The organism is Lutispora saccharofermentans (assembly GCF_024363565.1).
GTDB lineage: Bacteria > Bacillota > Clostridia > Lutisporales > Lutisporaceae > Lutispora > Lutispora saccharofermentans.
Genome location: NZ_JAJEKE010000002.1, coordinates 434364 through 458965, shown reverse-complemented (window position 1 = coordinate 458965; position 24602 = coordinate 434364). Strand labels below are relative to the sequence as shown.

General features: G+C 40.6%; 23 protein-coding genes. 7 read left to right on the top strand and 16 right to left on the bottom strand.

The annotated features are described in order from the left end of the window. Nucleotides 1–138 precede the first annotated feature (138 nt). The 4 genes from LJD61_RS04955 (at nt 139) to LJD61_RS04940 (ending at nt 3705) form a co-directional block, all read left to right on the top strand. Nucleotides 139–675 (top strand): chromate transporter, encoded by a 537-nt coding sequence (locus LJD61_RS04955; RefSeq protein ID WP_255226402.1) that lies wholly within the window; start codon nt 139–141, stop codon nt 673–675. After that, nucleotides 672–1202: a chromate transporter gene (locus LJD61_RS04950; protein ID WP_255226401.1), complete on the top strand. Its 531-nt coding sequence runs from the start codon at nt 672–674 to the stop codon at nt 1200–1202. The genes LJD61_RS04955 and LJD61_RS04950 overlap by 4 nt, the downstream gene beginning before the upstream one ends. Nucleotides 1203–1675: 473 nt before the next feature. Beyond that, nucleotides 1676–2629 carry an acyl-CoA dehydratase activase-related protein gene (locus LJD61_RS04945; RefSeq protein ID WP_255226427.1) on the top strand — a complete coding sequence of 318 codons (954 nt, stop codon included), beginning with the start codon at nt 1676–1678 and terminating at the stop codon, nt 2627–2629. Next, nucleotides 2626–3705, top strand: coding sequence for a CoA protein activase (locus LJD61_RS04940; RefSeq protein WP_255226400.1), 1080 nt, complete (start codon nt 2626–2628; stop codon nt 3703–3705). Before LJD61_RS04945 ends, LJD61_RS04940 begins: the two co-directional genes overlap by 4 nt. Nucleotides 3706–3716: 11 nt before the next feature. Here LJD61_RS04940 and LJD61_RS04935 read toward each other — a convergent pair whose 3' ends face one another. The 16 genes from LJD61_RS04935 to LJD61_RS04860 all read right to left on the bottom strand — a co-directional run bounded on the left by LJD61_RS04935 (nt 3717) and on the right by LJD61_RS04860 (nt 22450). Then, a complete protein-coding gene (locus LJD61_RS04935) occupies nt 3717–5012 on the bottom strand; it encodes a TldD/PmbA family protein (protein ID WP_255226399.1) in 1296 nt (431 codons plus the stop codon). A 1-nt stretch (nt 5013) separates the two neighbouring features. Beyond that, nucleotides 5014–6393, bottom strand: coding sequence for a TldD/PmbA family protein (locus LJD61_RS04930; RefSeq protein WP_255226398.1), 1380 nt, complete (start codon nt 6391–6393; stop codon nt 5014–5016). Between the two features lie 193 nt (nt 6394–6586). Continuing rightward, nucleotides 6587–7912, bottom strand: a complete 1326-nt coding sequence (locus LJD61_RS04925; RefSeq protein ID WP_255226397.1) for a YjiH family protein — start codon at nt 7910–7912, stop codon at nt 6587–6589. 227 nt (nt 7913–8139) lie between these two features. Next, the gene (locus tag LJD61_RS04920; RefSeq protein ID WP_255226396.1) at nt 8140–8808 is read right to left on the bottom strand and encodes a class I SAM-dependent methyltransferase; all 669 of its coding nucleotides are present in this window, start codon (nt 8806–8808) and stop codon (nt 8140–8142) included. 107 nt (nt 8809–8915) lie between these two features. Further along, complete coding sequence (locus LJD61_RS04915; RefSeq protein WP_255226395.1) at nt 8916–9851, bottom strand: phosphoglycerate dehydrogenase; 936 nt, start codon at nt 9849–9851, stop codon at nt 8916–8918. Nucleotides 9852–9913: 62 nt separating this feature from the next. After that, a complete protein-coding gene (locus LJD61_RS04910) occupies nt 9914–10537 on the bottom strand; it encodes a phosphoribosylanthranilate isomerase (RefSeq protein WP_255226394.1) in 624 nt (207 codons plus the stop codon). Between the two features lie 71 nt (nt 10538–10608). Further along, nucleotides 10609–11649 carry an anthranilate phosphoribosyltransferase gene (gene trpD, locus LJD61_RS04905; protein WP_255226393.1) on the bottom strand — a complete coding sequence of 347 codons (1041 nt, stop codon included), beginning with the start codon at nt 11647–11649 and terminating at the stop codon, nt 10609–10611. After that, complete coding sequence (locus LJD61_RS04900) at nt 11624–12469, bottom strand: class I fructose-bisphosphate aldolase (protein WP_255226392.1); 846 nt, start codon at nt 12467–12469, stop codon at nt 11624–11626. Before LJD61_RS04900 ends, trpD begins: the two co-directional genes overlap by 26 nt. A 40-nt stretch (nt 12470–12509) precedes the next feature. After that, a complete protein-coding gene (locus LJD61_RS04895; RefSeq protein WP_255226391.1) occupies nt 12510–13544 on the bottom strand; it encodes a zinc-binding dehydrogenase in 1035 nt (344 codons plus the stop codon). A gap of 573 nt (nt 13545–14117) precedes the next feature. Further along, on the bottom strand, nt 14118–17081 hold the full coding sequence (locus tag LJD61_RS04890; RefSeq protein WP_255226390.1) for an AAA family ATPase: 2964 nt from the start codon (nt 17079–17081) through the stop codon (nt 14118–14120). A gap of 122 nt (nt 17082–17203) precedes the next feature. Next, a complete protein-coding gene (locus tag LJD61_RS04885; RefSeq protein ID WP_255226389.1) occupies nt 17204–17911 on the bottom strand; it encodes a PrsW family glutamic-type intramembrane protease in 708 nt (235 codons plus the stop codon). 49 nt (nt 17912–17960) lie between these two features. After that, a complete protein-coding gene (locus LJD61_RS04880) occupies nt 17961–19031 on the bottom strand; it encodes a CapA family protein (protein WP_255226388.1) in 1071 nt (356 codons plus the stop codon). 13 nt (nt 19032–19044) lie between these two features. After that, a complete protein-coding gene (locus LJD61_RS04875; protein WP_255226387.1) occupies nt 19045–19326 on the bottom strand; it encodes a YkvA family protein in 282 nt (93 codons plus the stop codon). Nucleotides 19327–19345: 19 nt separating this feature from the next. Beyond that, nucleotides 19346–20563, bottom strand: a complete 1218-nt coding sequence (locus LJD61_RS04870; RefSeq protein ID WP_255226386.1) for a 2,3-bisphosphoglycerate-independent phosphoglycerate mutase — start codon at nt 20561–20563, stop codon at nt 19346–19348. 87 nt (nt 20564–20650) lie between these two features. After that, complete coding sequence (locus LJD61_RS04865; protein ID WP_255226385.1) at nt 20651–21235, bottom strand: manganese efflux pump MntP; 585 nt, start codon at nt 21233–21235, stop codon at nt 20651–20653. A gap of 267 nt (nt 21236–21502) precedes the next feature. After that, a complete protein-coding gene (locus LJD61_RS04860; RefSeq protein ID WP_255226384.1) occupies nt 21503–22450 on the bottom strand; it encodes an ROK family protein in 948 nt (315 codons plus the stop codon). Nucleotides 22451–22798: 348 nt separating this feature from the next. On the opposite strand from LJD61_RS04860, the gene LJD61_RS04855 reads away from it, so the two are divergent. The 3 genes from LJD61_RS04855 (at nt 22799) to LJD61_RS04845 (ending at nt 24540) form a co-directional block, all read left to right on the top strand. Continuing rightward, nucleotides 22799–23074, top strand: a complete 276-nt coding sequence (locus LJD61_RS04855; protein WP_255226383.1) for a CD3324 family protein — start codon at nt 22799–22801, stop codon at nt 23072–23074. A gap of 216 nt (nt 23075–23290) precedes the next feature. Beyond that, nucleotides 23291–23857 (top strand): DUF1062 domain-containing protein, encoded by a 567-nt coding sequence (locus LJD61_RS04850; protein WP_255226382.1) that lies wholly within the window; start codon nt 23291–23293, stop codon nt 23855–23857. A 335-nt stretch (nt 23858–24192) separates the two neighbouring features. Beyond that, complete coding sequence (locus LJD61_RS04845) at nt 24193–24540, top strand: LytR/AlgR family response regulator transcription factor (protein WP_255226426.1); 348 nt, start codon at nt 24193–24195, stop codon at nt 24538–24540. The last annotated feature ends 62 nt before the right edge of the window (nt 24541–24602 follow it).

Here is a 24602-nt window from a genome sequence, read left to right as displayed (position 1 = left end):
AAGGCTAAGACTTTGTAAGCTTGTATAGGGCTGCGTCAAAACTCGCATGGCTAACAAACTCTAAGCCTCTTCACAAAATACTCTTTTATCAGCTATCACAACAAGTTAAATTATATTTTAATGACAGTAGGTGAGATTATGCTTTATCAACTTTTCAGTACCTTCTTCAAGATCGGATGTTTTACCATAGGCGGCGGTTATGCAATGGTCCCTGTGATACAAAGGGAAATTGTTGAGAATAAAAAGTGGATAACTCAGGATGAGTTTTTAGATGCCATAGCATTGACTAACAGCCTGCCGGGGCCTCTTGCCACAAACGCTGCTACATATGTGGGCTACAAGATGGCAGGAATACCGGGTGCTCTCGCTGCAGTCTTTGCTACGGCTTTGCCTTCCTTCCTGATCATACTGGTCATCGCGGTTTTCTTTACCAGCATAAAGGATAATATAATGGTTCAGCATATTTTCAGTGGTGTAAGGCCAGCAGTGGTATCATTGATCGTTTACGCCGTCATAAAGCTGGCAAAAGCCATAGGCTTTAAAGCAAAAAATATAATCATATCCGTTGGGACCTTATTGGGCATGATATTTCTAAATATACATCCCTTTATAGCAGTCACAGCGTCCGGAATTATTGGCTTCTTCTTTTTCAGAGAGGAGGAGAAAGAACAATGAATTTGATATTGCAAATACTCTTTTCTTTCTTAAAAATCGGTGCCTTCAGCTTTGGCGGAGGCTATGCAGTCGTATCCTTTATACAGAAGGAAATAATTCAGGGAAAAGGCTGGCTCGATACCAAAGAGTTCATAGATATTGTGGCAGTAGCTGAGATGACCCCCGGGCCTATTGCTGTAAATTCTTCTACATACGTAGGCTACAAAGTGGCAGGATTCTGGGGCTCTTTGATAGGGACCGTAGGGGTGCTTTTAGTTCCTACGATTTTGGCCCTTATCGTTTCTATATACTTTAATAAATTCAAGCACCTAAGCTGGGTGAAATGGATACTCAAAGGCATCAGGCCTGCTGTGCTGGGTATCATTGCCGCAGCCTGCTATACCATCGGCAAGGTATCCTTTACGGATTACAAAAGCATAATTATAGGAGTGCTGGTCTTCTTAGGGGTATATAAGCTTAAAATCAATCCTATTTTGGCAATCGTCATATCCGGCGGGCTGGGGCTGATTTTATACGGAATTATATAAGCTACTGGCTTCTAGCCGCTGGCCTCTGGCTTTGGGTATGAGTCTAGAGCTCAGGCTTCAGAGCTCAGAACTCAGGGGATTAGGGCGAGGCTCTGGAGTCATAGGGGAACGGAGAACACGGATTAACACGGAAAGGCATTTATTTTTTAGATACTGTAGCGTGCATATATGATATGTGCTTCAGATATAGATGTTCGCTTTGGCAGTTCTATTTTATAGGAGAAAGCTGAAGTAACTAAAGAATAAGCATATATGCAAGTAAACATATATATTGATTTTGCTAAGAGTTGTCAAAATAAATACCTTTGTGAACTGCACATATGCTTATTCTTAGCTATAGTACCGATAAAATCAATACTCTTCCGTGTTAATCCGTGTTCTCTGTCTCTCCTTCCGTGGTTTAAACAAAAAAGCGTTTAAAAAACCTCTTCACGGCTAATAATACTAGCTATGGAGAGGTGATTTTTTTGAGTATGAAAATTGGTGTTCCAAGAGGCATGTACTTCTACAAATACTATCCCTTTACCAAAGCATTTCTCACAGAGCTGGGTGCAGAGGTAGTGCCGTCTCCCCAGACCAACAAAGAGATACTGGATATGGGCTCAAGATATTGCATAGATGATGCCTGCCTGCCGGTAAAGGTATATCACGGACACGCCCATTATCTCAAGGATAAGGTTGACCATATGCTCCTTCCCAGGCTGACCAGTGTAGTTCCCAAAGAGTACATATGCCCTAAGTTCGGCGGCCTCCCGGAAATGGTGAAATACTCTATTGCTGAGCTTCCTCACATAATCGATGTGGAAATCGATCTGTACAAGAGCAAAAGCAATCTTATCAAATCGCTTTATGAAGCTGGAAAAATGTTCACCAATAATCCATACCGTATAAAGAGGGCCGCCGACAAAGCGGTTAGAGAGCATAACCTATACCAGACCAGCCTGCTAAAAGGCAATCTTCCCGAGAAATATATGGGTGAAGCGGATATTCCTATAAGCCATAATGGCCCTTTAATTGGTATTGCTACTCATCCCTATCTTCTCTATGATGGCTTCATAAACATGAAGCTTTTAGAAAAGCTATCTAATAAAGGCATCAAGTTCTTGCTGCCGGAAATGTTGGAGAAAAAAGTTATCGAAGAAAAATGCGGCATGCTTGAGAAAAGAATGTTCTGGAGCAGCGGCAAGGATTTTATAGGCAGCGCCTTATATATGATGGATAATAACAAAATTGACGGAATCCTCATACTGACCTCCTTTGGCTGTGGTATTGATTCCTTATCCATCGATTATATTGAGCGTTTAAGAAAAAAAACCTATAAGAAACCTTTTATGGTAATAACACTGGATGAACATACCGGTGATGCCAATTTTAATACTCGTTTGGAAGCATTTTTAGACCTAATAGACAGGAGGAAAAGACTGTGAAGCTTACATACCCCCATATGGGTGAAGCATATATTGCTGTTAAAGCTATGTTTGATGACTTGGGTATTGAAAGCATAATACCTCCCTTTACTACAGAGGGAACCTTAAGATTAGGCGCTAAAGAATCGCCTGAAAGTGTGTGCCTGCCCTTTAAAATTATGCTTGGCAACTACGTAAGAAGCATAGAAGCCGGAGCAGATACAATAGTAATAACAGGAAGCTGCGGCCCTTGCCGTTTCGGCTATTACGGCCCTCTTCAAAAGCTCATTCTGAAAGATATGGGTTATGATGTGGACATGATAATAATCGACCCGCCAAGAGAAGGATTATCAAATCTTTTCGACAACATTAAGCGGTTAAGCGGCGGCAAAGGAATCAAAGGTTTTAAGTCTGTTTATGATGCTTACAAGGTTTGTGTAGATATAGACGAATTAAACAATATTCAATATTATATAAGACCTAGAGTCAAGGATAAATCAAAGGTAAATAATATAATGCATAATTTCAAATCTGAAGTTCTAAGCACCCACGGTACTATTGAGATCCGCAATCTAATCAGAGAAACCATTGATAAAATGCTGGCTCTTGATATTGATAGAGATATGAATCCCCTGAAAATAGGAATAATCGGAGAAATATACACCATTATTGATCCTTTTTCCAACCTCCATGTAGAAGAAAAATTGGGCAACATGGGGGTTGAAGTTCATAGATCCATGACCATAAGGGAATGGACGGAAAATAATATAATTAAACCATTTACAGTAAGAAGGCCATATAAGATGGAAAAAGAATTATCTAAACCCTATCTCCCTGTGCTCATAGGAGGCCATACTCAGCAGTGCATAGGGCATGCTGTAAACTACGCCAGATCAGGCTATGACGGCCTTGTGCAGATATATCCTTTGAGCTGCATGCCGGAAATAGTCTCCCGCTCCATACTCCCTCAAGTGGAAAAGGATTACGGCATACCGATACTATATCTCATAGTCGATGAACAAACAGGGGAGGCAGGCTACCAGACGCGGCTGGAAGCGTTTTATGATTATGTGGAGAATAGAAGAAGACGAAGCTAATGCGCTTCGTCTTACTTGCCCGATATTGTGACCCCGGATGCCGCAATCCATGGCAGGATTGCTCTTCCATAGTCTATTCGTTCCTTTGATATGTCTGTAATATTGTTAAACATTTCGTATAGATTTCCCGAGATCATAGTTTCACTCACCGGATATTTGATTTCTCCATCCTCAATATAGTAGCTGTTCTTTGCCACACCGGAGAAGTCTCCGCTCCTGCTGGGGTTTCCTCCGGAAAATCTGACCACCAATATGCCTTTTTTAATTGATTTCAGGATTTCATCAAGGGACTTATCTCCCTGATCTACGACATATGCACCGCCAGGATTCAATGCTCTATCCCCGGAGGTTTTGTTCGCTCCGTATAGGCTGAGCATAAAGGTTTCTAATATGCCCTTATCGATTATAGTCATATTCTTTGCTTCAAATCCATCAGGCGTTATAAAATAGCCGCTTGAAATTTCATCGGACACAGGATTTGAATGCAGTGTAAGCTTTTCACTGGTTACCTTCCGGCCGATTTTGTCCTTTAAGGCACTTGTACCGGAGATCAGCGCCATATCTCTAAGGTACACTCCAAGATACATCTCTATCATGGCCTCAAGACAATCCGGGGCAATCACCACATCTCCGATGAATTTACCCTCCAGCGGTTTTGTACAAAGCTGTTCAACGGATTGTTGGATCAAAAGCTTTATAGAAGCGCAGTCCAACAATTCTCTATCTATATCATCAGCAGAAAAGCTTGTGTAGTTAAATGAAGAGGATCTTTCTCCATCCTTTGATGAAAACATCGTTTGGAAGCTATAATTACCCTTAGCTGAGCTCAATTCCACTCCGTTGGAGTTGGCATAATAGTCGCATCTATGTGTAAAGTCTAAATAGCTCTCCATTAAACTTATTTTAGGATATGAAGTCTTGATTTCAGTGAGATAATTCTTCAGTCTTATATACATCTTATCAAGATCCGGCTCACATTCTCCCCGGCTGAAGCTTTTTACAGGCTGCATAGGAGAAATATCATTTGCAGCATCCTCCTCCGAATCATTGGAAATTTCTATTACGTTGTCTATAGCATCCTTTAATGATTCCTCATCAGTTTTATTTAAGCTTATTACGCCTTTTTTGCCGTTTTTAATAGCCGTAATATTTACGTTTGTATCAAAAGTAGTGCGCATAAGGGATAATTCATCGCCAGCTGTATTCAATTCATACTTCTTGCTGGTTGTCAAATAAAATTCAGCCTTATCTATTCCGGCTTCCCGAAGGGAGTTAATACAATAATCTGCTAATTTCTTATTTTCCATTTTATCTACCCCCTATATTTACTTTACATTTTATTGCCGGCCCGCCCATGCCAACGGTGATCAATTGCTTCTTGCCGCAGTATCCTCCTGAGATCCATTTCATATCGTCAGAAACCATTGTGACCGTCTTCAATACATCAAAGGCAACGCCTGAAATAGTTATATCCTTAATCGCCCTTCCAAGCCTTCCGTTCTTTATCTCATAGCCTAAAGTCACTCCAAACATAAACTCACTCGTGGTATCGGCCTGCCCGTTGCTCGGCTGAATCAAATAATACCCGTCATCTATGGATGCTATCATGTCATCGAGCTTGCTGGAGCCCGGAAGTATTGCAGTATTTCTCATCCTGATCAGCGGTTCGTCAAAGAATTGGAAGGCTCTTGCGTTCCCGGTAGGCTTTGCGCCAAAGAGCGCTGCGCTTTCCTTGTCGTGCATATAGCTCCTCAGGATGCCTTTATCTATTATGACAGCGTCCTTTGCAAGGGTCCCTTCATCATCTATGTATATGGGAACAGGGCAATTGCTGCCCAATGCGGTGTGGGCAAAATCCACAAGGGTTATAAGAGGGCTTGCCACTTCCTTATTCATATAATTTGCCGCTACAGAGCCGCCCAAAACCAGATCAGCCTCTGTAGTATGACCTATGGCTTCATGAGCCAAAATACCTGCCAGCTTTGCATCAAGAATACAGGTTTTGGTGCCGGCTTCGGCATAAATGCCTTCGCATTTGTTTAGAAGATGCCGGTATAAATCATCAATCCTTCCATACAGATCCGATGGAGAGCCGAATATGTCTTCAAATTGTCCCAATCCTCCCATGGAATCATTCACCTCAATGGGGCCTCTGCCTTTGTCCATGGTAAGCGCTATGCGCACTATGCTCCTGGGAAGCATGGAATAAAGAGACGCCCCTTCGGAGGTTATAAGCGATTTTTCCATATCAAGGCACTCCAGTGACACTGCTCTGTTGCTAAGTCCCGGGTATTTCTTTTCTATATGGCTGTCTATTTCTCTGATGAAATCCATGATTTGCTTCTGGCTCAGCCTTGTTTTTTTTGTTGAGAAGTCTTTTTCAAAGGATACCCCATCTTGCTCCGGCATGCTTTTGCCTTTGTTCTCTCGCAAATCCAGAAAAGCTGCGTTTTCATTTGCTGCTTTAATGACAGACTTGATATTTTCAGAATCCAATTCAGGGCTGGATGCGAAACCCCAGGAGCCATTTTTGCAAACTCTCGCACTGACGCCGCTCCCCACATCCTTAATGTTGCGAATAAGATTTCCTTTGACAAATGCTATCTCCAGGCTTCTGTTTTCCTGCATACGCAGCTCTGTATAACGTGAAACAAGCCCTGAATAGGAACTAAGATTTTTTTGTATCATTGATTTAACCCCCCTTTTAGGATAATTGTACTCTTGAAGGAATATATTTTCAATATTGTGATAACATGTGTGATGGAAATATATATAAGCCCATATTATGTAATAACCGCTACATAATATGGGCTTAAAAAGGCCAAAGTCCTCTCCCAATAGTCCCTTATCCGCCTGCTCGTAAAACCATGCCGCTTCTCATTTATAAAATCAGATAAACTATAGGCGCTGCCAGTATCAGCGAGAGTATAATTCTCTCAATCCATATTATAATAAGATCCTTTACTGTCAAAGGAATATCTGTTGCCAGCATGCAAGGTATCGAAGCCGAGAAAAACAATATTTCCGACACACAAACTATGGCGATTATAAACTTTGTTATCATTGGAGCTTCCGCTACAACAAGAGCAGGCAAAAACATCTCAGCTATGCTGATAGCGCTTGCCTTTGCGGCTAAAAGAGGCTCCGGAACTCTGAGCAGAAGTGTAAACGGATAGAATATGTACCCTACAATATCAAAGAAGTTAGTAAAATTAGCTATTATCAAGCCAAGGAATCCAATGGCCATAAGATTCGGGCCTATAGCTATAGCCAATTTCATACCGTCTTTAAGATTTATAATTATATTCTGAAAAACAGTGGGGGCTTTATCAAAGGCTTCCATACCCTCTTCCCAGGCCATCTTCAATCTGTTGCCCTTCGGTTCAGGTTCAATAACACCCTGTTGATCGTTATAATATTTGTCAGACTTCCTGTTTAGGGGATACATCCTTGCTGTTATTGCGGTAACTATGAATGTGATTGCAAGGGTAGCCCAGAAATACTGATTCCAATATTCCATTATCCCAAGGGTTCCTGCAACTATGATCATAAAAGTCGCAGACACTGTGGAAAAGCCTGTAGCTATTATGCAAGCTTCCTTAGCAGTATACTTGCCTTCCTTATAAACTCTATTAGTGATTAAGAGTGCTAATGAATAACTGCCTACAAAGGATGCAACCGCATCTATAGCCGAACGTCCCGGTGTTTTCCATACGGGTCTCATTATGGGCTTCATCAGAACACCGACAAACTCCATCAATCCATAGCTTACAAGGAATGCCAGAAATACAGATCCTATCGGTACTATAGTAGTTACGGGCACTACGATTTTATCATATATAAATGGCATCATATCAGGTTCGAAGAAAGCAGCAGGACCAAGCTTAAAAATTGCCATAAAAACAAAAACTATACCTAATAGCTTAAGAATAGAAAATACCGTTGTCACTTTGTCTTTATTCCATGTCTTTGTAATAAAAGGATAAATACCGCCAATTACTACGATTATTCCTCCATATATAGTGCCATAATGAGGTATTGCTTTGATTGCATTTACGATGTGGTCAAGAGGAATTGAACTTTTACCGCCTACTTCAATAGGTACGAAAAACATAAAAATACCTATTAAGCTGTAAAGTATAAACTTAAAAGCCTTAACCCCGTTGTATGGTTTTTTCAGGTTGCTTTCGATATTTACGTTGCTCATAATATCCCCCTTCTTTTTTAATTTGATGTCCATTAATTAACAATATAGAACATTATTAACATTATATATGAGTAACGTCTAAATTACGTCAAATACTCATATTATTATGAATATTTTGGATTTAGACTCGGTTTGTCAGAGCATATATGATAAAAAACATTCCCGATGGGCACAAGGCACAAGGGGGCGGCAAGGAGGACTATCTCCTTTATTTGGCTAATAACCAGTTATTTTTTCTGAATGATGAGGAAAATGCTGGATTCGTCCACTTCTTTGATCTGGTAGGGCAAACCAATTGCGTCTCCGATTTTTTTAAAATCTTCGGGCGAATGTGTCATAGCTTTGAAACCATCTTTACAAATAATAACGCCGTTCTTTGTCTGGTCATAGTCAATCTCGCCGAGCAGCCCTTTGGCAGCCTGCTCCTCAAACCATTTCACACGCCAGTCCCAGAACCTAGCGCTGTAGCTGCTGAAATAGACTGCGCCTCCCGGTGCGAGGAGATTAATGATGTTATCGATGACGGCAGGATTTGCCCGCACGGCGGAAAGCCCATTCTGCAAGCAAAGAATGACGTCGAAGGTGTCGTCAAAGGTCATCTTATGAGCGTCCATGGTCACCATGGATGCGTTAGGAAAGTCCTTTAAATACTCCTTGCCCAATTCCACGTTCTCGGCAGAGATATCCATTCCTACGATGGAACCACAATAAGAGGCAAGTTCCTTCACAATGCGGCCGTAACCAGCAGCCATTTCTAAGACACGTTCCGATCCGGAAAGGTTCTTCCGGACGAAATCGATCTCAGCGTCCAAATACTGTTTGACGCGAGGAATATCCGTCTCATATACCTGAAACAGACTTTGGGAGTTTAGTTTATCGGCATAATAATTACTCATCGTATCATCCCTTCTTAATCCACATTGATTTTTCTACGAAATTTCTACCTTAAACTGGTTTGCATACAAATAGCTTAATCTCCTCCTCTCATATTTGATACTGTCTATTAAATAACAAATGAAATTGGCAATCCTTTTTTTAGAGCAACAATATTTTTGGCACATATTAAACTGACCATTGCAATTGCCTCCTTGGAATAGACACCGATATGCGGTGTTATGACAACATTTTCTAAAGAAAGCAATGGGTTGGAGGGGGCGATAGGTTCAATCGTACATACATCCATGGCTGCACCTGCAAGATGCTTTGACTTTAGCACTTTAAAAAGCGCATCCTCATCAATTAGTTCGCCTTTTGCGGTGTTAATAATATAGCTGCCTCGTTTCATTTGCAGAAGTCTGTCCTCAGTTAGAAGCTTAAATGTTTCTTCAGTTAGTGGTAAATGTAGAGACAAAAAATCGCTGTTTTGGAGGACGTACTCCAAATCTTTAAGGGAGACAAAAGACAGATTTGCTGGAATTGTATCTACATATGGATCGTAAGCCAAAACGCGCATGCTAAATCCTTCTGCACGTAGAGCGACGTTTTTCCCAATTGCACCTAAACCAAGGATCCCCAGTGTTTTCCCAAATACATCTGTACCAACTGCTGTCTGCCATATTCCATTATGAACCAGCATATTGGTATATGCAATTTGCCGTGCTATAGTCAGTAATAAGCCAAATGACAAGTCTGCAACACGCTGCGAATTCACACCCGGAACATTTGTTACTATAATTCCGAGCTCTTTTGCTTTTGCCAGAGGAATATTATCTATTTCAGCACCATGCTTACAAATTATTTTTAACTTGCGACACTTCTCCATAAGCTCGCTTGGAAATGGATGAGCACCGATAATAAGAGCATCGTAATTTTCTATTAATGAATCAAATTCTGAGGCTGTGGCGTGATCAACTTGTATATTTTCGCTTTCTAACAGGGCTTTTGACTCACTCTCAACGGTGCCAAATGATCTTGAAGTAATCAATAGTTTAAATGTCATGTGGATACCCCCTTAAGCAGATCACTGTAGTAATAGTTCATAATAAAATTGTCTTTTCTTTTTTAATCAGACCGGTCTGCCATTCTTACCTGCTGAACAAATGCGTGCATAAGATTAACGTCTTTGATCCCTTTAGCCTTCTCTATCCCGCTGCTAACATCAACTGCATAGGGCCGCAATACCCTAATAGCCTCACTTACATTGGCCGGAGTAAGCCCACCGGCTAAAATTAAAGGCTTCGGAAAGATAGTGCCTTTTATAATATTCCAGTCAAATGTGATTCCTGTACCCCCAGGGGCATCATGACTTTTACTGTCAAAAAGGCAAGCACATATTCTTGTGTCAATATTTAATTGTTTAAGATCGTGAGGGGCATTGATCTTGTATGCCTTGATCACTGGTATCTTGAAAGAAAATTCATCAAGATTCTCTGCCCCTTGCAGCTGAATTGCGTTGAACTTACAGAGCTCAGAAACCTGCTCTACATATGCCGCATTTTCATTCACAAAGACGCCTATTGAGGTTACCATTGGAGGTAGTTTCATAACTATATCCCGTACACTCTTTGGATGAATTTGACGAGGACTTTTAGAGATAACAAAGCCAAGTGAGTCTGCACCAGCAGCAACTGCCTCCATAGCATCTGCTTCCGATGTGATCCCACAGAATTTAACTCGTGTACGCATTTAATCCCCCCTAGTATAATAAATTCGTAACATAGTTACGTTGATTTTATATAAAAAACTATTGACTCTAACTAGCAGGCCTGCAGTTGAGAAAGCAATTTTGCGGCTTTACCGCACTTAATTGTTTCCTGGGCAAGCTGTACCCCCTCCGGCAAGCTTGAAACAGCATTACATATATATAATGATGCAGCAGCAGTCGGAAGGACTACCCTTAGACGATCGGGTAATTCATTATTTAATATACCAGAAACGATTTTTGCGTTTACTTCTGGTGGCCCACCATATAATAATTCTTGATTAAGAGGGGAGAAGCCGAAGTCCTCTGGGGTTAGTGTATAGGACTGCAGTACACCTTCTCTGTATTCGATAATTTTTGTTGGAGCACAAGGACTGATCTCATCAATTCCATCAAGGCCGTGCGCAAGTATAAAACCCTTGCGTCCCTGATTGATCAAAATTTCAGCCATGAATGGCATCTCTGCCGCTACTGATACGCCAACAACTTGAAATTGAACGCAAGCAGGGTTTAAAAGAGGACCAATGATATTGAATCCTGTCCTGATTCCCAATTGATTTCTGACGGTGATAAGAAATTCAGGATGATCGTGATAGGCCCTGGTTGATAGAAAAGTAATTCCATAGTTCTCGAATATTTGTTTTGCAAATTCTGGTGACGTATACTTTTCAATCTTTAATTGGAGGGCACTTAACACATCAAAACTACCTGATTGGCTGGAAACTCTATAGTTTCCATGTTTACATACCGGGACCCCTGCAGCAGCAACAATGAGTGCTGCCGCAGTGGAGATATTGAAGGTAGAGCGACCACCACCTGTGCCCCCTATATCAATGGCATTATCAACTGAAAGTGAAATTCTCTTCATACGACGAGACATAACCTGACAGAGTCCTAATATTTCGCCTTCGCTCTCGCCGCGATATTGCATCACGGCGAGAGCGGCAGAGCACAGACATGAGGCTTCCGGTGTGCTGATAAGGTACTCAAATAAGTCTGCTGTCTCATCTTGCGTAAGAACAGAATGGTCCACTACCATTTTTTTGAATGTATCAAGATGACGGGAAGCATCAGATGTCGAAATGTTTGAGAACATAATCGACCTCTTCTCCGCCGTGAACAATGGCTCTCAACGCACGAATCATTTCGGCAGGGTCTTTGGCTTGGACAACATTGCGGCCTAACAAGATTCCGGAGGCTCCAGCATCGATGGCTCCCTTGACCATATCCAGACTTTCTTTCACGGAACTAGTCTTGGGTCCGCCGGCAATTAAAATGGGTACAGGACATCCATCAATGACTTTGGCATAGCTCACAGCGTCGCCAGTATAGTCAGTTTTGATGGCATCAGCTCCAATTTCGGCTGCCATGCGTGTATGTAAGGCAATCAGTTTCGGGTCCATTTCTCTCCCGGCGGTGCGCTTAGCATTACCTCGGGCCATAGGCTCCATAATGTGAGGGATACCAAGGCGTGCTGCAGCACGACAAATTTCTGCATTCTTGGCGATTTCTCTTGCTTCGACTTCCGAATGTTCGTATCCGATAAACATGAAGGTTAGAACTGCGTCCGCACCCAAGGCTAACGCGGACTCAACATCGCTAATCAGGATATTGCGCCCTTCCTCATAGTTGAGTTCATCAGGGGCCCGGAATGTATTGGTCCAGTCAAGACGCAGGATAACGGAAGGGGCGTTGTCATCACAGAGCAAATCATTGCAAATTCTCGCACAACCCGGAGAGATCAGTACACCATCTGCGCCACCCTCAATAATTTTTTCCATGGTTTCGCGGGGATGAATATTTCCCAGCATCGGACCATCATCCAGCCCATGGTCGAATGCGACAGAGACACTTTTGCCTGTAGACTTTTTAATAATTCTGGACAAACGAACATTTTTTCCACACTGTGCACTCATTGATTATACCTCCGTACAAATATATTTGATCCTTATCTGCTTAAGGATGGATCACAATCTTCATGCTTTCTCCGCGTTTCATTTCTAAAATTGCGGATTCAAGCAGGTCAAGTGGCAAACTTTTGGAAATAAGTGGTTTCACATTGACAGCGCCGGATGCAATCAAGCTCAGCGCTTGTTGATTCTGTCTGGGATTTGATGAGAAGCTGCCAAAAATGCTTAACTCTTTATAGTGAATCAAGTTAGCATTAATAGTGCTCATAGGATCAGTCTTTGGGAGTCCGCCAAAATTACAAATTCGTCCTCTCGGAGAGGCTAACTCTAAGGCCAGCATTTGTGCTTTTGCTACCCCACATGCCACAATAACAACATTTACTCCGCCTAAATCCTTTGTCCACCGGTCAACAAATTCTTTGGGGTCTTCTTTTGCAGGATTTGCAATATGATCAGCAAATTCCTTTGCAACAGCTAACCGCCGATCATCTAATTCGAGTGCGAGCACCATCGCCGCTCCACGCGCATGTGCAACTTGGATATGCATGCAGCCAATTGCACCAGTACCTATGACCAGAACCCGATCACCGAGCCCTACGTTTAAAATTTCCTGCCCGTTGAGAACACAGGCGAGCGGCTCGGTAAGACAGGCTTCGTCAGAATTGACATGTTCGGGGATGCAATTAAGTACACCTTGTTGAATAGCATATGGTTCTATGGCCATGTATTCCGCATACCCTCCAGGAAATTCAAAACCGTGTGCGGTCATATTCTCACACATAGTATAGTGCCCCAAATAACATTGCCGGCAGTGGCCACAAGGTATTGCCGTCCCAACAGTAATTCTCTGACCGACCTGCATACCATTTCCAGAGTTGTTTTCAATAATTTCGCCAGCCGTTTCGTGTCCAATAATCCACGGAGGCGTAATCATTGAATTGCCAAAAAAGTAGGTTCTTACATCCGAGCCGCACACGGCACAGCCATGAACTTTTACAAGCATCCCGCCGGCAGGGGCTTCAGGCATAGGTACATCTTGAATAACAATATCTTCTGTCCCACGATAAATAGCTGCTTTCATACACATCCTCCTCTCCTCTAGGAGCATATATAAATAAATATATAGCTCATATTTCAAAAATCTTTTCAAATAATTCAATTCTCAGTGAAATTTTTCATATTCTCCAGTTATTTATTTAGTAGACCACGTTTAATTTCTTTGTAGCCCGACTACAATAAAGGAGGCTGGTGGCAGGGGTAGACGATAAAATCATGGCGCATATGAGCTCGTAGAAGAGTGTTTTTCACATTGCCCTTATTTAGGCATTGTAGAATTGTTGCGTAATGCAGAGTATTTAGGCTGAGATTAAAAGTAGCTCCAATATATTTAATTACCCCATTTTTAGAGCTATTAGCAAGGTCAAATACGTTTGATTTGCTTATGTTCCTAGTATGTTCTTGTCCCTTTAGCATATTTTTTAGGATGATGATATTATGCCGGGTTTTGAATTGATTAATTGATAATATCGATAACCGCCCCCTTCTTTTTTAAATTCGACGCCCATTAATTAACAATATAGAACATTATTAACATTATATATGAGCAGCGTCTAAATTACGTCAAATATTCGTATTATTGTGAATATTTTGGATTTTAGCTCAACCTATGATAAAAAACATTTTTTAACTGCACATCCGCCAGCATCATATCCTGAATACGAGATTTTATATCATTCAGCAATTTGTATATATCATCGTTTTTATAACGCCCGGCATATTCATTGGCCTTTACAAAGCTGTCCAGGGCAGCATCATATTTTCCTTCATTGATATATACCATGCACATTATTCCATTGGCAATGGATTGGCTTCCTAAGAAATTGCAATTCTTGCAATAATCAAGAGCTTTGACAAGATAAGCTTTAGCTTTGGAGTAATCCTCCATATCGAAGGCAGCGCGTCCGGCATTTGTATAAAAAACCTGCAAGCCTATAAATATATTTTTTTGCTCGCAAAGCTTTATTGATTTTTCAAAGCATTCTATAGCTTTAGTATAATTTTTCTCCCGCCGGTTTATCTCACCAATGTAGTTAAAGCAAGCAGCTATACTTAAAGTATAATGCTTACCTCTTAATTCTAATTTTTTAAATAATGATATCGATCGTCTAAAAAAACTCTTAGCTTCTTCAAAGTCCAATATCATTGAATTATATACCCCAAGAAATCTATAAGCAATGCCTATGAGCTCTTCTATATTATGTTCTTTGGCCGCGTCAAGGATTTTATTGGAGTAAAAGGCTACGGTTTTAGCATTGTTTATCTGTATACCGTAGTAAACCATTTGCTGATAGCCTTTTACAGCATATTCAACATTATGGATCTTATCCGATAATTGTATCATTTTATTGATATAGCCGGTTCCATTCCTGTAATCCCCTTGCCATATACAATATTGCCCTTTTATGTGCATAACCATCATATCTGTTCCGTACTGATTTTCTAGGTTTCCTCCTTCAATCCTGATTTCTTCTATGAGAGCATTGATTTCTTTTATATGATTATCCATATCTCTCTGCGTCATATAGCAATAGTTGATGCCCAGATAAATATCATTCAGCGTGGGAAACAACTCATTTTTCAGCGGGAAATATGTATATATAAGCTTCACTCTATAATATAGAGCTTTTGCCTTGTTGCCCCCATTGGTAAAGTGATATATCAGCAAAGGATAAATAGAGCTGTCTGTAAATTCATTTTTCAATCCGGTCTCTATAATGAGTCCTGCCTTATTATGCATGATGCTCTTCTTTGAAGAGGAAAGCTTTGAATACACAAATTCTCGAATTTTTGCATGGGTGAACCTATAGCAGGGATAGCCCGAATGATCGGAAGAAATTTCTTCAATGATAAACTTGTTTTGAAGCTCTTCCATAATATCTGAAAGCTCCAGCTCATTTTTATCGCTTAAAGATAAGACAAGATCAAAATTAATATGAGAAAAGAATACCGATAATATATTTAGTATCTTTTGTGCTTCATCGGATAAATAAGATATTCTGGTGCTTAAAATAGCTTCCATGCCTCGGGACAAAGCTGTCAAGCCTTCACCGCTCTTCAGCAAATTAAGGCATTCGGTTATGAAAAATGCATTGCCTTCGGTTTCGGCATATATTTTATCCGTCAATTCCTTATCTGCCATGCCTTGAGGCAATGTGGCAGCAGAAAGCTCCGCCACCTCATTCCTGGTAAACCTTTGAATTTCAAACTTGGTTATCAGATGATGCCGGGACAGCTCCGATACAAAGTATGAAGTGCGTTTTAAATATTCATTGCGGCTGGTCATTATGAACAATATTTTTTTATTTTTATCAACAGAAATAATCTTTGAGATAATACTAAGGCTTAGGCTGTCGATCCATTGAATATCCTCAATTATAACCAGCAGCTTATTCTCCCGGCTCAAAGCGGAAAGAATGCCGGACATTATTTCCTCCACTATTCCATAAGCGATAGCGCTTGGATTCAACAAGGCTTCATTGCGATAATTTTCTACATTTTCCAACACTCCGGGAAAGAGACTTGCAATTATATTTACCCAAGCCTCGGGTATCTTCATATTTTTCTTCCCATATACCTTAATTATTTTTGCTAAAATAGGTGTCCATGCCCTAAGAGAATATTTTTCTTCGTTAGCATTGCAATCGGTCCTGAGCAAAATCATATCCTTTGTATCTATTTTATTTAAGAAATGCTGAAGAAGGGCGGTTTTGCCCACCCCTGCCTCACCTATGAGTATAAAGGATTGAGCATTTATATTATTTAAAAATGAAGCAAAGAGATCCTGCATCAAAGATAGTTCTCTCAGCCTCCCATAAAAGAAATTTCCCCCATTGGTTCTAAGATATGCCGGTCGGTGATTTTTGGCCTCCAGGAGTCTTTTATACAGCATAGCGGTCTCTGCATCCGGCTTAACCGAAAGCTCCGTTTCCAGCCTGTATTTCAATTTACCATACAAATCCAAGGCTTCATTTATCAAGCCTTCCTTCGCATAAACCTTCATCAAGGTCCTGTAAGCCTCTTCGTTAAATTCATCTGTTGATATGTACTGCTTAAGATATTGCCTTGCATCCTTGTAATCCTTTTTATTGATCGAGCCTTTTATGATATTGTCCAATTTTGACTTGTATAATTCATTATAGTAATCTCTCTGCTCAAATACCCATGAGTCAAAACGATCTGAATCCTTGATAAAAAAGCCCTCTAAAAATTCACCCTTGTATAAGAACAAGGCTTCTTTGCTGTTTGTTGAAGCAAATATTTCTATATCTGTTTGTATTTCTATTTCGGGATTCAGCGCTGCAAAATCTTTTTGAGGTGAAAGCAGAACATCCTTCCCCAATATATTTCTGATATTATATATTGAATTTCGTAAATTCTTCCTTGCTTTTTCAGATTCAATATCAGGCCAAAAAAGCGCAGACAGTTCATCCTTCAAAGCCCTCTTCTTAATAACCAAATAATAAAAAAGTGCTTCTGCTTTTTTGAAGGGAAAGCTTGTCCTGTTTTCATCAAGATAAATCATTGGAGTCCCGAAAAAATGTACATAAATCCTGTTCATTCGGCATGCCCCTTTTAAAATCTTTATTTGATTTTACTGCAATAATTCATTGATGATCTGTTGTGCTGACTGATATAAGAGTGCAGCACAACACAGTTTATGAAGTGGAATCTTATTAAATATCATCGCCTTTGGTCATCTTCGTAATCCTTATCCGGCAAATCCTTGTAAGGCGAACATTCCACCAGTTCCCTCACATTGCTCATGCCTCGCTTCCAAAGATATATAACATAAAATATAAACACAGCCATGATATAGTATCTTTGAGAAAGCAAGATAAAATCATAAATTCCATGCAAAGCAACAGGAACTATCAAGCCTAGCCTGAAATATTTTTCCCTATAAGGCGTTCTGGCAAACTTCGCTATTCCCAGGTAATATCCCATTGCTACGCCAAACATGGCATGGGCAGGGACAGCGGTGAGAGAGCGCAAAAGCGCCACACTAAATCCGGTAGATAATACATATCCTATATTTTCTATAGTGGCAAATCCTAAAGAAACAAAGACGCTGTAAACTATGCCGTCATACATCTCGTTGAACTCATGATTGCGCCATATAAGAAGGTAAAACATAAGAAATTTGAAGCCCTCTTCCACCAGACCCGCTACAATAAAAGCTGTATAGCCTGCAGCTATCAGGTTTCTATTTGCTGCCGCATCAAATACATTCAAGCGCATCTCCACCAATAATACAGGAATAACAGCAAGAGCTCCAAGGAAAAATGCCTTGATCAATAGCTGCCTGGGTTCCTTTTCATATTTATCCTTCACATAGAAAAAATACATTAACGCTATCGATGGAGCTATGGATGCCAATAATAGAACCATGCTTTACCTCCTTTTTCTATTTAACCACTGAAGGTCACTGAATCTTTCACTAAATTTCACTATTCACTACTGTATAATTCACATTTAGCCCGTTGAAATATTTGATGAATTCGTCTCTTTCGATGCCTTCCATAGGAGTGGGCTTTCCATTAACAATATTCCCGGGAATAATTTCAATGTTGGATATATTGCCTTTATCATCAGCTGTGACAGTGGCCATTATAGTTTTGTTGCTGATATCAAGCTTTGATTTTGTGAAAATGAAATTTCCTAAGCTGTAGAAGATGGGTTTATCCTTGTATATCTCAATCCCTTGAACTACATGGGGGTGATGTCCCATTATTATGTCAGCTCCAGCATCTATCATGCTGCGGCCTATGTACCTTTCCTCATCTCTTATTTCCGTCGATGCTTCCTTACCCCAATGAACGGATACGACCAGCACATCGCAATTTGTCTTCATTTCCTTTATAGTCCTTACAAATTCCTGCTCGTGAACCTTATATGCGCCCACTATGCCAGGCTTATTCTTTCTTGCATACCACTCAACCACAGGCACCACTTTTGTGAAGGCTAAAAAGCCTACCTTTATGCCATTTCTCTCTATTATCGTTCCTTTGTCCGCCTCTTCCCGATTCCTGCCTCCGCCTGCATAGGAAAGCTCATGCTTTTTCAGATGGCTCAAGGTATCCAAAAAAGCATCCATGCCAAAATCCAATACATGATTGTTCGCTATGCTGACAGCAGAGAAATTGCTGTCCTTCAATGCCTTCAAAACCTCCGGCCTGCCTCTGAAGGTATACTGCTTATCCTCTGCAGGCTTGCCGCGCCTGGATATGGAGGTCTCCAGATTGCCCAGCACTATATCGCTTTTTTTCATCATAGGACCATAGCCTTCAAATACATAGCCGTCTCCATATTTTTTCATGGAAGCCTCTACATTCCAATAAAAAATCATATCGCCTACCATGGAAATCGTAATTTCATTTTTTTCTTCAGGCGACACAGCTTCTGCATCATCGGGAGGAAGGATGCCGTCATCAGGCCCTGCAAATCCGGCGCATGATACCATAGCAAAAACAAATATCGAAAGCCATAATATGAGCAATGACTTCTTCACAAAAACACCCCTGTTAATCATCATCTTCCTTTTTAAAATCCACCTCGATGACCCTGGATGGATCCACACCAGTCTTGATAACTTTTTCTTCATATTCGCTGAGTTCAGATTTTATGGCATTCCAGACAAACAGCAGCACCGCAGCATCGTCCAATATGCCTAAACCTATTATGAAGTCAGGAACAATATCCATAGGGAATATGAGATAAAACAAGCCCCCAAAAATCAACAGCTTTTTAAAAATAGAAACTTCTTTGTCCTTTATATATCTGATCAAAAGCTTGATTTTTTTCATAAAAGAAAACTCCTTCTATTTAAGCTCCAAATTTTGAAAGCTTCATGGCATTAGCAAGCAAATAATTTATTAGGTATTTGCTTTGGAACATCCCTAAGCTTCCTTTATTGCAATCATTCTCAGTAAATCTTGAAGCATCGTCAAAGCCGCAGAAGTCCGAATGTATCATAACAGGCACCGGATGCCAGCTATGGCCTTTCATTGCCGCAGGTGTTGAATGATCGCCCGTAATGCACAGCACATTGGGTTTCTTCTCAAGAAGAATGGGCAATGCCTTGTCAACGGCTTCAATGGTCTTAACCTTTCCCTGGAAATTTCCGTCCTCTCCGAAGCTGTCCGTATATTTTATATGTATAAACAAGAAATCATATTTAGAGCAATTGTCTGTATATACATTGAATGCATCCTCAGGAGTATTGCCTGCATCCAAAACATTCATACCGACAAACTTTGAAAGCCCTCTATACATGGGATAATGAGCTATGCAAACAGTATTAAGTCCAAATCTGTCGCACATGCTTGGAATCCTCGGCTTTGCAGAAAATCCTCTCATCAGGAGGGAGTTGGCCGGTTTTAGATCCTTTATCACCTTGCGTGCTTCCCTGAAAAACTTATTTACTATCTCTGCGGTAAAGTTTGCATTCTCTGTCAGAGGCTCAACATCCAGAGGCTCTTTCCCCTCCATCAAAGGATCTGAGTCCGTAAGCTTATCGCAAAGGTTCTCGCCCCTGAACATGACCACAAACCTGTGCTGCATGCCCGGTCTGATTATTACCTCCACACCGTCTACGGTTTTTATATTATTGCTCAATATCTCACATATTTCAACGCATTTCTCCGTAGGAATCCTGCCTGCTCTTCTGTCAGTTATCACTCCGTTTTCATCTGCCGATGCAAAATTGCATCTTGCTGCTACGTCTCCATCCTTTATATCCATATCCATGCCCGCAGCTTCCAGCATCCCTCTTCCTATCTCATATTCCAAGGGATCGTAGCCAAACAAGCCTAAATGTCCGGGGCCGCTTCCCGGCGTGATACCCGGCAGCACAGGTATATGCCTGCCTAAAGCAGATTCCTTTGCCAGTTTATCCAGATTTGGAGTTATTGCATACTCTAAAGGAGTTTTTCGTCCGAAATCCTTATTGGGTATATCTCCAAGCCCATCCATAACAAGCAGCACTATGTTGGCATTATTGCGCTGAATCAACTTTTCCACCAATTTGTCATTGTTGTCCATGTAGTACCCCTTCTTTCATTCTTGTTGTCTACATTATAACAATATACTCTCTAATTTTGTACATTAGTCAGCAAATTTATTCTTTCTTTATTTAAACATGTTGAGCACCACAGTGGTGAAGCCGGAATGCTCGGCTAAAATCTTGAAGCCTATCAGTATGAGCACTACGCCGCCTGCGATCTCCGCTTTTTTCTTAAATACGCAGCCACATTTATTGCCCAGGTATACCCCACCGAAGCAGATCACACAGGTTATTGCGCCGATGATCAGAGAAGAGCTGAGTATGGAAGCTTTCAAAAAGGCAAAGCTTACTCCAACTGCCATAGCATCTATGCTTGTCGCTATTGCAAGCATAAAAAGCACCTTGTTCTGCAGCGGATCGGAAATATATTCGCAATCGTCATCCATAGCTTCCTTGAGCATTTTTGCCCCGATAAAGCCTAATAGCACAAAGGCTATCCAGTGGTCATACTTTTCGATATAATCCTTGAATCCTATTCCCAGCAGCCAGCCCAATATAGGCATCAAAGCCTGAAAACCTCCGAAAAATAAAGCAATTTTTACTCCATGTCTCGGCTTAAGATCCTTGATCGTTATACCGCTGCTCACAGATACGGCAAAGGCATCCATAGCCAGTCCCAAAGCGATAAGTACAATAGTTAAAATATCCATTTCTATCCCCTTCCATATTTTGTCCTACACGCATAAAAAAAGACTCAGGCGCAGCAATAGCTGCGCATAAGTCTCATTGTTTCAGGTATGCCAGATGTTTCCATCAGTATGTTGACATTACCCCGCAAATATTTGCGGCAATTACTCCCCTATGCTTATATCAGCAACGATAGGTTATGCATGCATATCCTTTTGTCTATAGATATATTAAACTATATGTATCATATAGTCAATACGTCAAGTGTTTCCTGCGGTATCAATTCTCACTTAGATTATCAATGCAGCTGCACCCACAACGCCGGCATCTGTTCCTAATTCTGCCTTTATCACCCTGCACACTTTTGCATTTTGCTTCAAGGCCCTATCCCTGACAGTTTCCATCATCTTATGATAAAACATATCCCACTGATTTGATACTCCGCCACCTATAGCTATCCTTTCCGGATTATACATAGCCATTATATTGCATATCCCTATGCCCAGATAAAATGCCTCTTCATCGATTATGTCCAGTGCAAGTCTGTCCCCCTGTCCGGCGGCTTCAAAAACATGCTCCGCCTTTATAGGTTCATCTCCTGACAATTCTTCTATTAATGAATGCCTGCCTCTATCAATAGCCCGTTTTGCAAATCTTGCTATGGCTGTACCGGAGGCCAGGGCTTCAAAGCAGCCATAATTCCCACAGTTGCATTTTTCCCCGTGTACATCAATCACGACATGGCCAATCTCTGCCGCGCCTGAGCTGGCTCCACGGTAAAGCTTACCCTCTATTATCACGCCTCCGCCTATCCCAGTGCTTACAGTCATATATACAAAGTTTCTTGCACCCCGCCCTGAGCCGAATAAATATTCCCCATAGGCCGCCGCATCGGCATCATTGCCAAGCTTAACAGGTATATGAAACTTTTCTTCCATAATTTCTGCAAGAGGTATATCTCTCCATCCCGGAAGGTTTGTAAGAAAGATTACCTTTCCCATATCGGCATCGATCAATCCGGGTACACCTATTCCAATGCCCCGCAAATCCCTTTGTTTGATATTCGATTTTTCAAGAGCGGTCATTATGCTGTCATTTATTTTGTCTATGACACTTTCCGGCCCTTCATGTGCATGCGTAGGCCTTTTCACTCTCGCTATGATATTGCCATTGTCATCTACAAGGCCTACTTCTAGCTTTGTTCCCCCTAAGTCTATGCCGCAAGCAATCTTACTCATCTTTACACCCCCCATCTAATGCCCGAAAATAACATTTCCGATATAATCCGCAAGCCCATTTCATTCGGCTCCCCAAATTCCAGCTTTTGCTTACAATATCATTTTATCTAAACATTAAGCATTTTCATATAGCATTTTATTTACAATAATTTTACCTAAAGGCTAAAAGCTCTTATATATTGACCTCAGTTGAAAAATAAATTACAATTTATGCAGCAGGTGTAAAAAAGGAGGCTTGTTTTATGAGAAGATATGTTATTTTTGCATAGCAGCGGCTATTGCATTTTTATAAATTAAATCTGTTATAGCCCTTGCTGTTCCTAATAGTATATATTTTAGGAGGGCAAAATGAGCTATAGAAAAGCAGAACAGATTCTGCCAATTGAAGTTATAGAATTAATACAAAATTATGTGGACGGGGAATGCATTTATATTCCAAGGAAAGAGAACACCAGAAAAAAATGGGGCGAAGGAACAAAGATCCGTCAGGAGCTACATGAAAGGAATATCAGCATCTATGAAGATTATCAAAATGGTTTAAAAACTGCAGAATTGGCGGAAAAATACTTCTTGTCTGAAAAAAGTATACAGCGCATCATAAGTAAAATGAAAAATGCGGCGTGAAAGATAATGGGTCAATATGGAATAGATATTGGCTCATTTTTTTTTAGAAAAATGTTTGAGATAGTGTGCACGTCAGATATATAGTATGATTAAGAAAAAATCAAGGAGACCATTATATGTGCACACCAGTTTATTTTGCATAGCAAAGGCTATTGCAATAAATGAATAATTAGATAGCCTTTGCAAATCCCAAAATAATATTTTAGGAGATGCAAAATGAGCTATTTTAAAGAAATTGAATATAAAATTTTACCTAATGATTCATATAAGATTATCAGGAATTGTTCAAAATGCGGATGCAAGACAAAGTATATTAATACAGATAAATTCAGAATAAATGCAAATGGTAATCGAATAGATGTATGGCTGATCTATCAGTGTGAAAAATGCAGAAACACATATAACCTGGCTATCTATAAAAGAGTAGCACCATCCGCCATAAGCAGAGATGAGTATGACAGGTTCATGGCTAATGATATCGTGCTGGCATCAGAATATGGCAATAAAAAGACTCTCTTTGCGAAGAACAAGGCTGAAATCGACTTGGAACATATTAGCTATAATATAATTCAACAAGGAGAGACACTTCCACAGGCTAATGATTACATAATCATCAAGAATCCTTTTGAGCTCAATATAAGAGTTGATAAGGTATTATCTGAAATACTGCATAAAACCAGAAATCAGATTAAGCAATTAATGAAGGATGAAATGATCTGTTGTGAAAAAAATTACGTAGGCCAGACGGCCAGAATATTATTGAGAGGAGATATCAAAGCCTGATCGCCAAGGTCGAATCTTCATCCGCGGCAGAAGCGGAAAAGATGATCAAGGTGGCCTTCAATATGAACAAAATGCATGTATTTGACAAGCAAACCGAGATCGCAATTATCTAAAATATAGAGAAACTAAAAAGCCAAAATGGCAAAGAAGTGATTTGCCATTTTGGCTTTTTAATACTGCAAAATTATCTTATAAAATTTTTCAAGGTTGGAAGCGATCATCACAAATAGTTAACCCCCACTATTTTATCAGGCGCGTTTCCAGTTTGTGAGATTTTGTGATAACCCTGTGTTAAGTTAAGGGCACAGATATGAAAGGAGGTTGATTTCTTGCGCGTGTTGGTGGTGGACGATGAAAAACCCTGCCTTGACGAGCTTGTCTATATTCTTTCAGGGCAGGAAAATATAGAAATCGTAGGCGCTTTTACAAGCCCCCGGGAAGCGCTTCAGGCATCGGCAACCTTAAATCCCGGAGTGGCTTTTATCGACCTTATCATGCCGAACCTAAACGGCGCAAAACTTGCAACGGAACTGCTTGAACGCAACCCCGCCTTGAAGATCGTGTTCGTCACGGCCTATAGAAAGGAACTGGCAAGAATTAGAAACAGTCCGGCGGTCTTTAGCCTCTTAAAGCCAATAAGCAGGCTAAAACTCCAAGAATTCCTCCGGCGTTTGCCAGACTGAAAAAGGAAAAGGAGGAAAACGGATGAAGATGAAATAATTTGCACATACCTGATATTTGTGAT

Excerpts from the sequence above, each read along its gene's own strand:
- LJD61_RS04955 (WP_255226402.1), top strand. The coding sequence starts at position 139 with ATGCTTTATCAACTTTTCAGTACCTTCTTCAAGATCGGATGTTTTACC.
- LJD61_RS04950 (WP_255226401.1), top strand. The coding sequence starts at position 672 with ATGAATTTGATATTGCAAATACTCTTTTCTTTCTTAAAAATCGGTGCC.
- LJD61_RS04945 (WP_255226427.1), top strand. The coding sequence starts at position 1,676 with ATGAAAATTGGTGTTCCAAGAGGCATGTACTTCTACAAATACTATCCC.
- LJD61_RS04935 (WP_255226399.1), bottom strand. The coding sequence starts at position 5,012 with ATGGAAAATAAGAAATTAGCAGATTATTGTATTAACTCCCTTCGGGAA.
- LJD61_RS04930 (WP_255226398.1), bottom strand. The coding sequence starts at position 6,393 with ATGATACAAAAAAATCTTAGTTCCTATTCAGGGCTTGTTTCACGTTAT.
- LJD61_RS04925 (WP_255226397.1), bottom strand. The coding sequence starts at position 7,912 with ATGAGCAACGTAAATATCGAAAGCAACCTGAAAAAACCATACAACGGG.
- LJD61_RS04920 (WP_255226396.1), bottom strand. The coding sequence starts at position 8,808 with ATGAGTAATTATTATGCCGATAAACTAAACTCCCAAAGTCTGTTTCAG.
- LJD61_RS04915 (WP_255226395.1), bottom strand. The coding sequence starts at position 9,851 with ATGACATTTAAACTATTGATTACTTCAAGATCATTTGGCACCGTTGAG.
- LJD61_RS04910 (WP_255226394.1), bottom strand. The coding sequence starts at position 10,537 with ATGCGTACACGAGTTAAATTCTGTGGGATCACATCGGAAGCAGATGCT.
- trpD (WP_255226393.1), bottom strand. The coding sequence starts at position 11,649 with ATGTTCTCAAACATTTCGACATCTGATGCTTCCCGTCATCTTGATACA.
- LJD61_RS04900 (WP_255226392.1), bottom strand. The coding sequence starts at position 12,469 with ATGAGTGCACAGTGTGGAAAAAATGTTCGTTTGTCCAGAATTATTAAA.
- LJD61_RS04895 (WP_255226391.1), bottom strand. The coding sequence starts at position 13,544 with ATGAAAGCAGCTATTTATCGTGGGACAGAAGATATTGTTATTCAAGAT.
- LJD61_RS04890 (WP_255226390.1), bottom strand. The coding sequence starts at position 17,081 with ATGAACAGGATTTATGTACATTTTTTCGGGACTCCAATGATTTATCTT.
- LJD61_RS04885 (WP_255226389.1), bottom strand. The coding sequence starts at position 17,911 with ATGGTTCTATTATTGGCATCCATAGCTCCATCGATAGCGTTAATGTAT.
- LJD61_RS04875 (WP_255226387.1), bottom strand. The coding sequence starts at position 19,326 with ATGAAAAAAATCAAGCTTTTGATCAGATATATAAAGGACAAAGAAGTT.
- LJD61_RS04870 (WP_255226386.1), bottom strand. The coding sequence starts at position 20,563 with ATGGACAACAATGACAAATTGGTGGAAAAGTTGATTCAGCGCAATAAT.
- LJD61_RS04865 (WP_255226385.1), bottom strand. The coding sequence starts at position 21,235 with ATGGATATTTTAACTATTGTACTTATCGCTTTGGGACTGGCTATGGAT.
- LJD61_RS04860 (WP_255226384.1), bottom strand. The coding sequence starts at position 22,450 with ATGAGTAAGATTGCTTGCGGCATAGACTTAGGGGGAACAAAGCTAGAA.
- LJD61_RS04855 (WP_255226383.1), top strand. The coding sequence starts at position 22,799 with ATGAGCTATAGAAAAGCAGAACAGATTCTGCCAATTGAAGTTATAGAA.
- LJD61_RS04850 (WP_255226382.1), top strand. The coding sequence starts at position 23,291 with ATGAGCTATTTTAAAGAAATTGAATATAAAATTTTACCTAATGATTCA.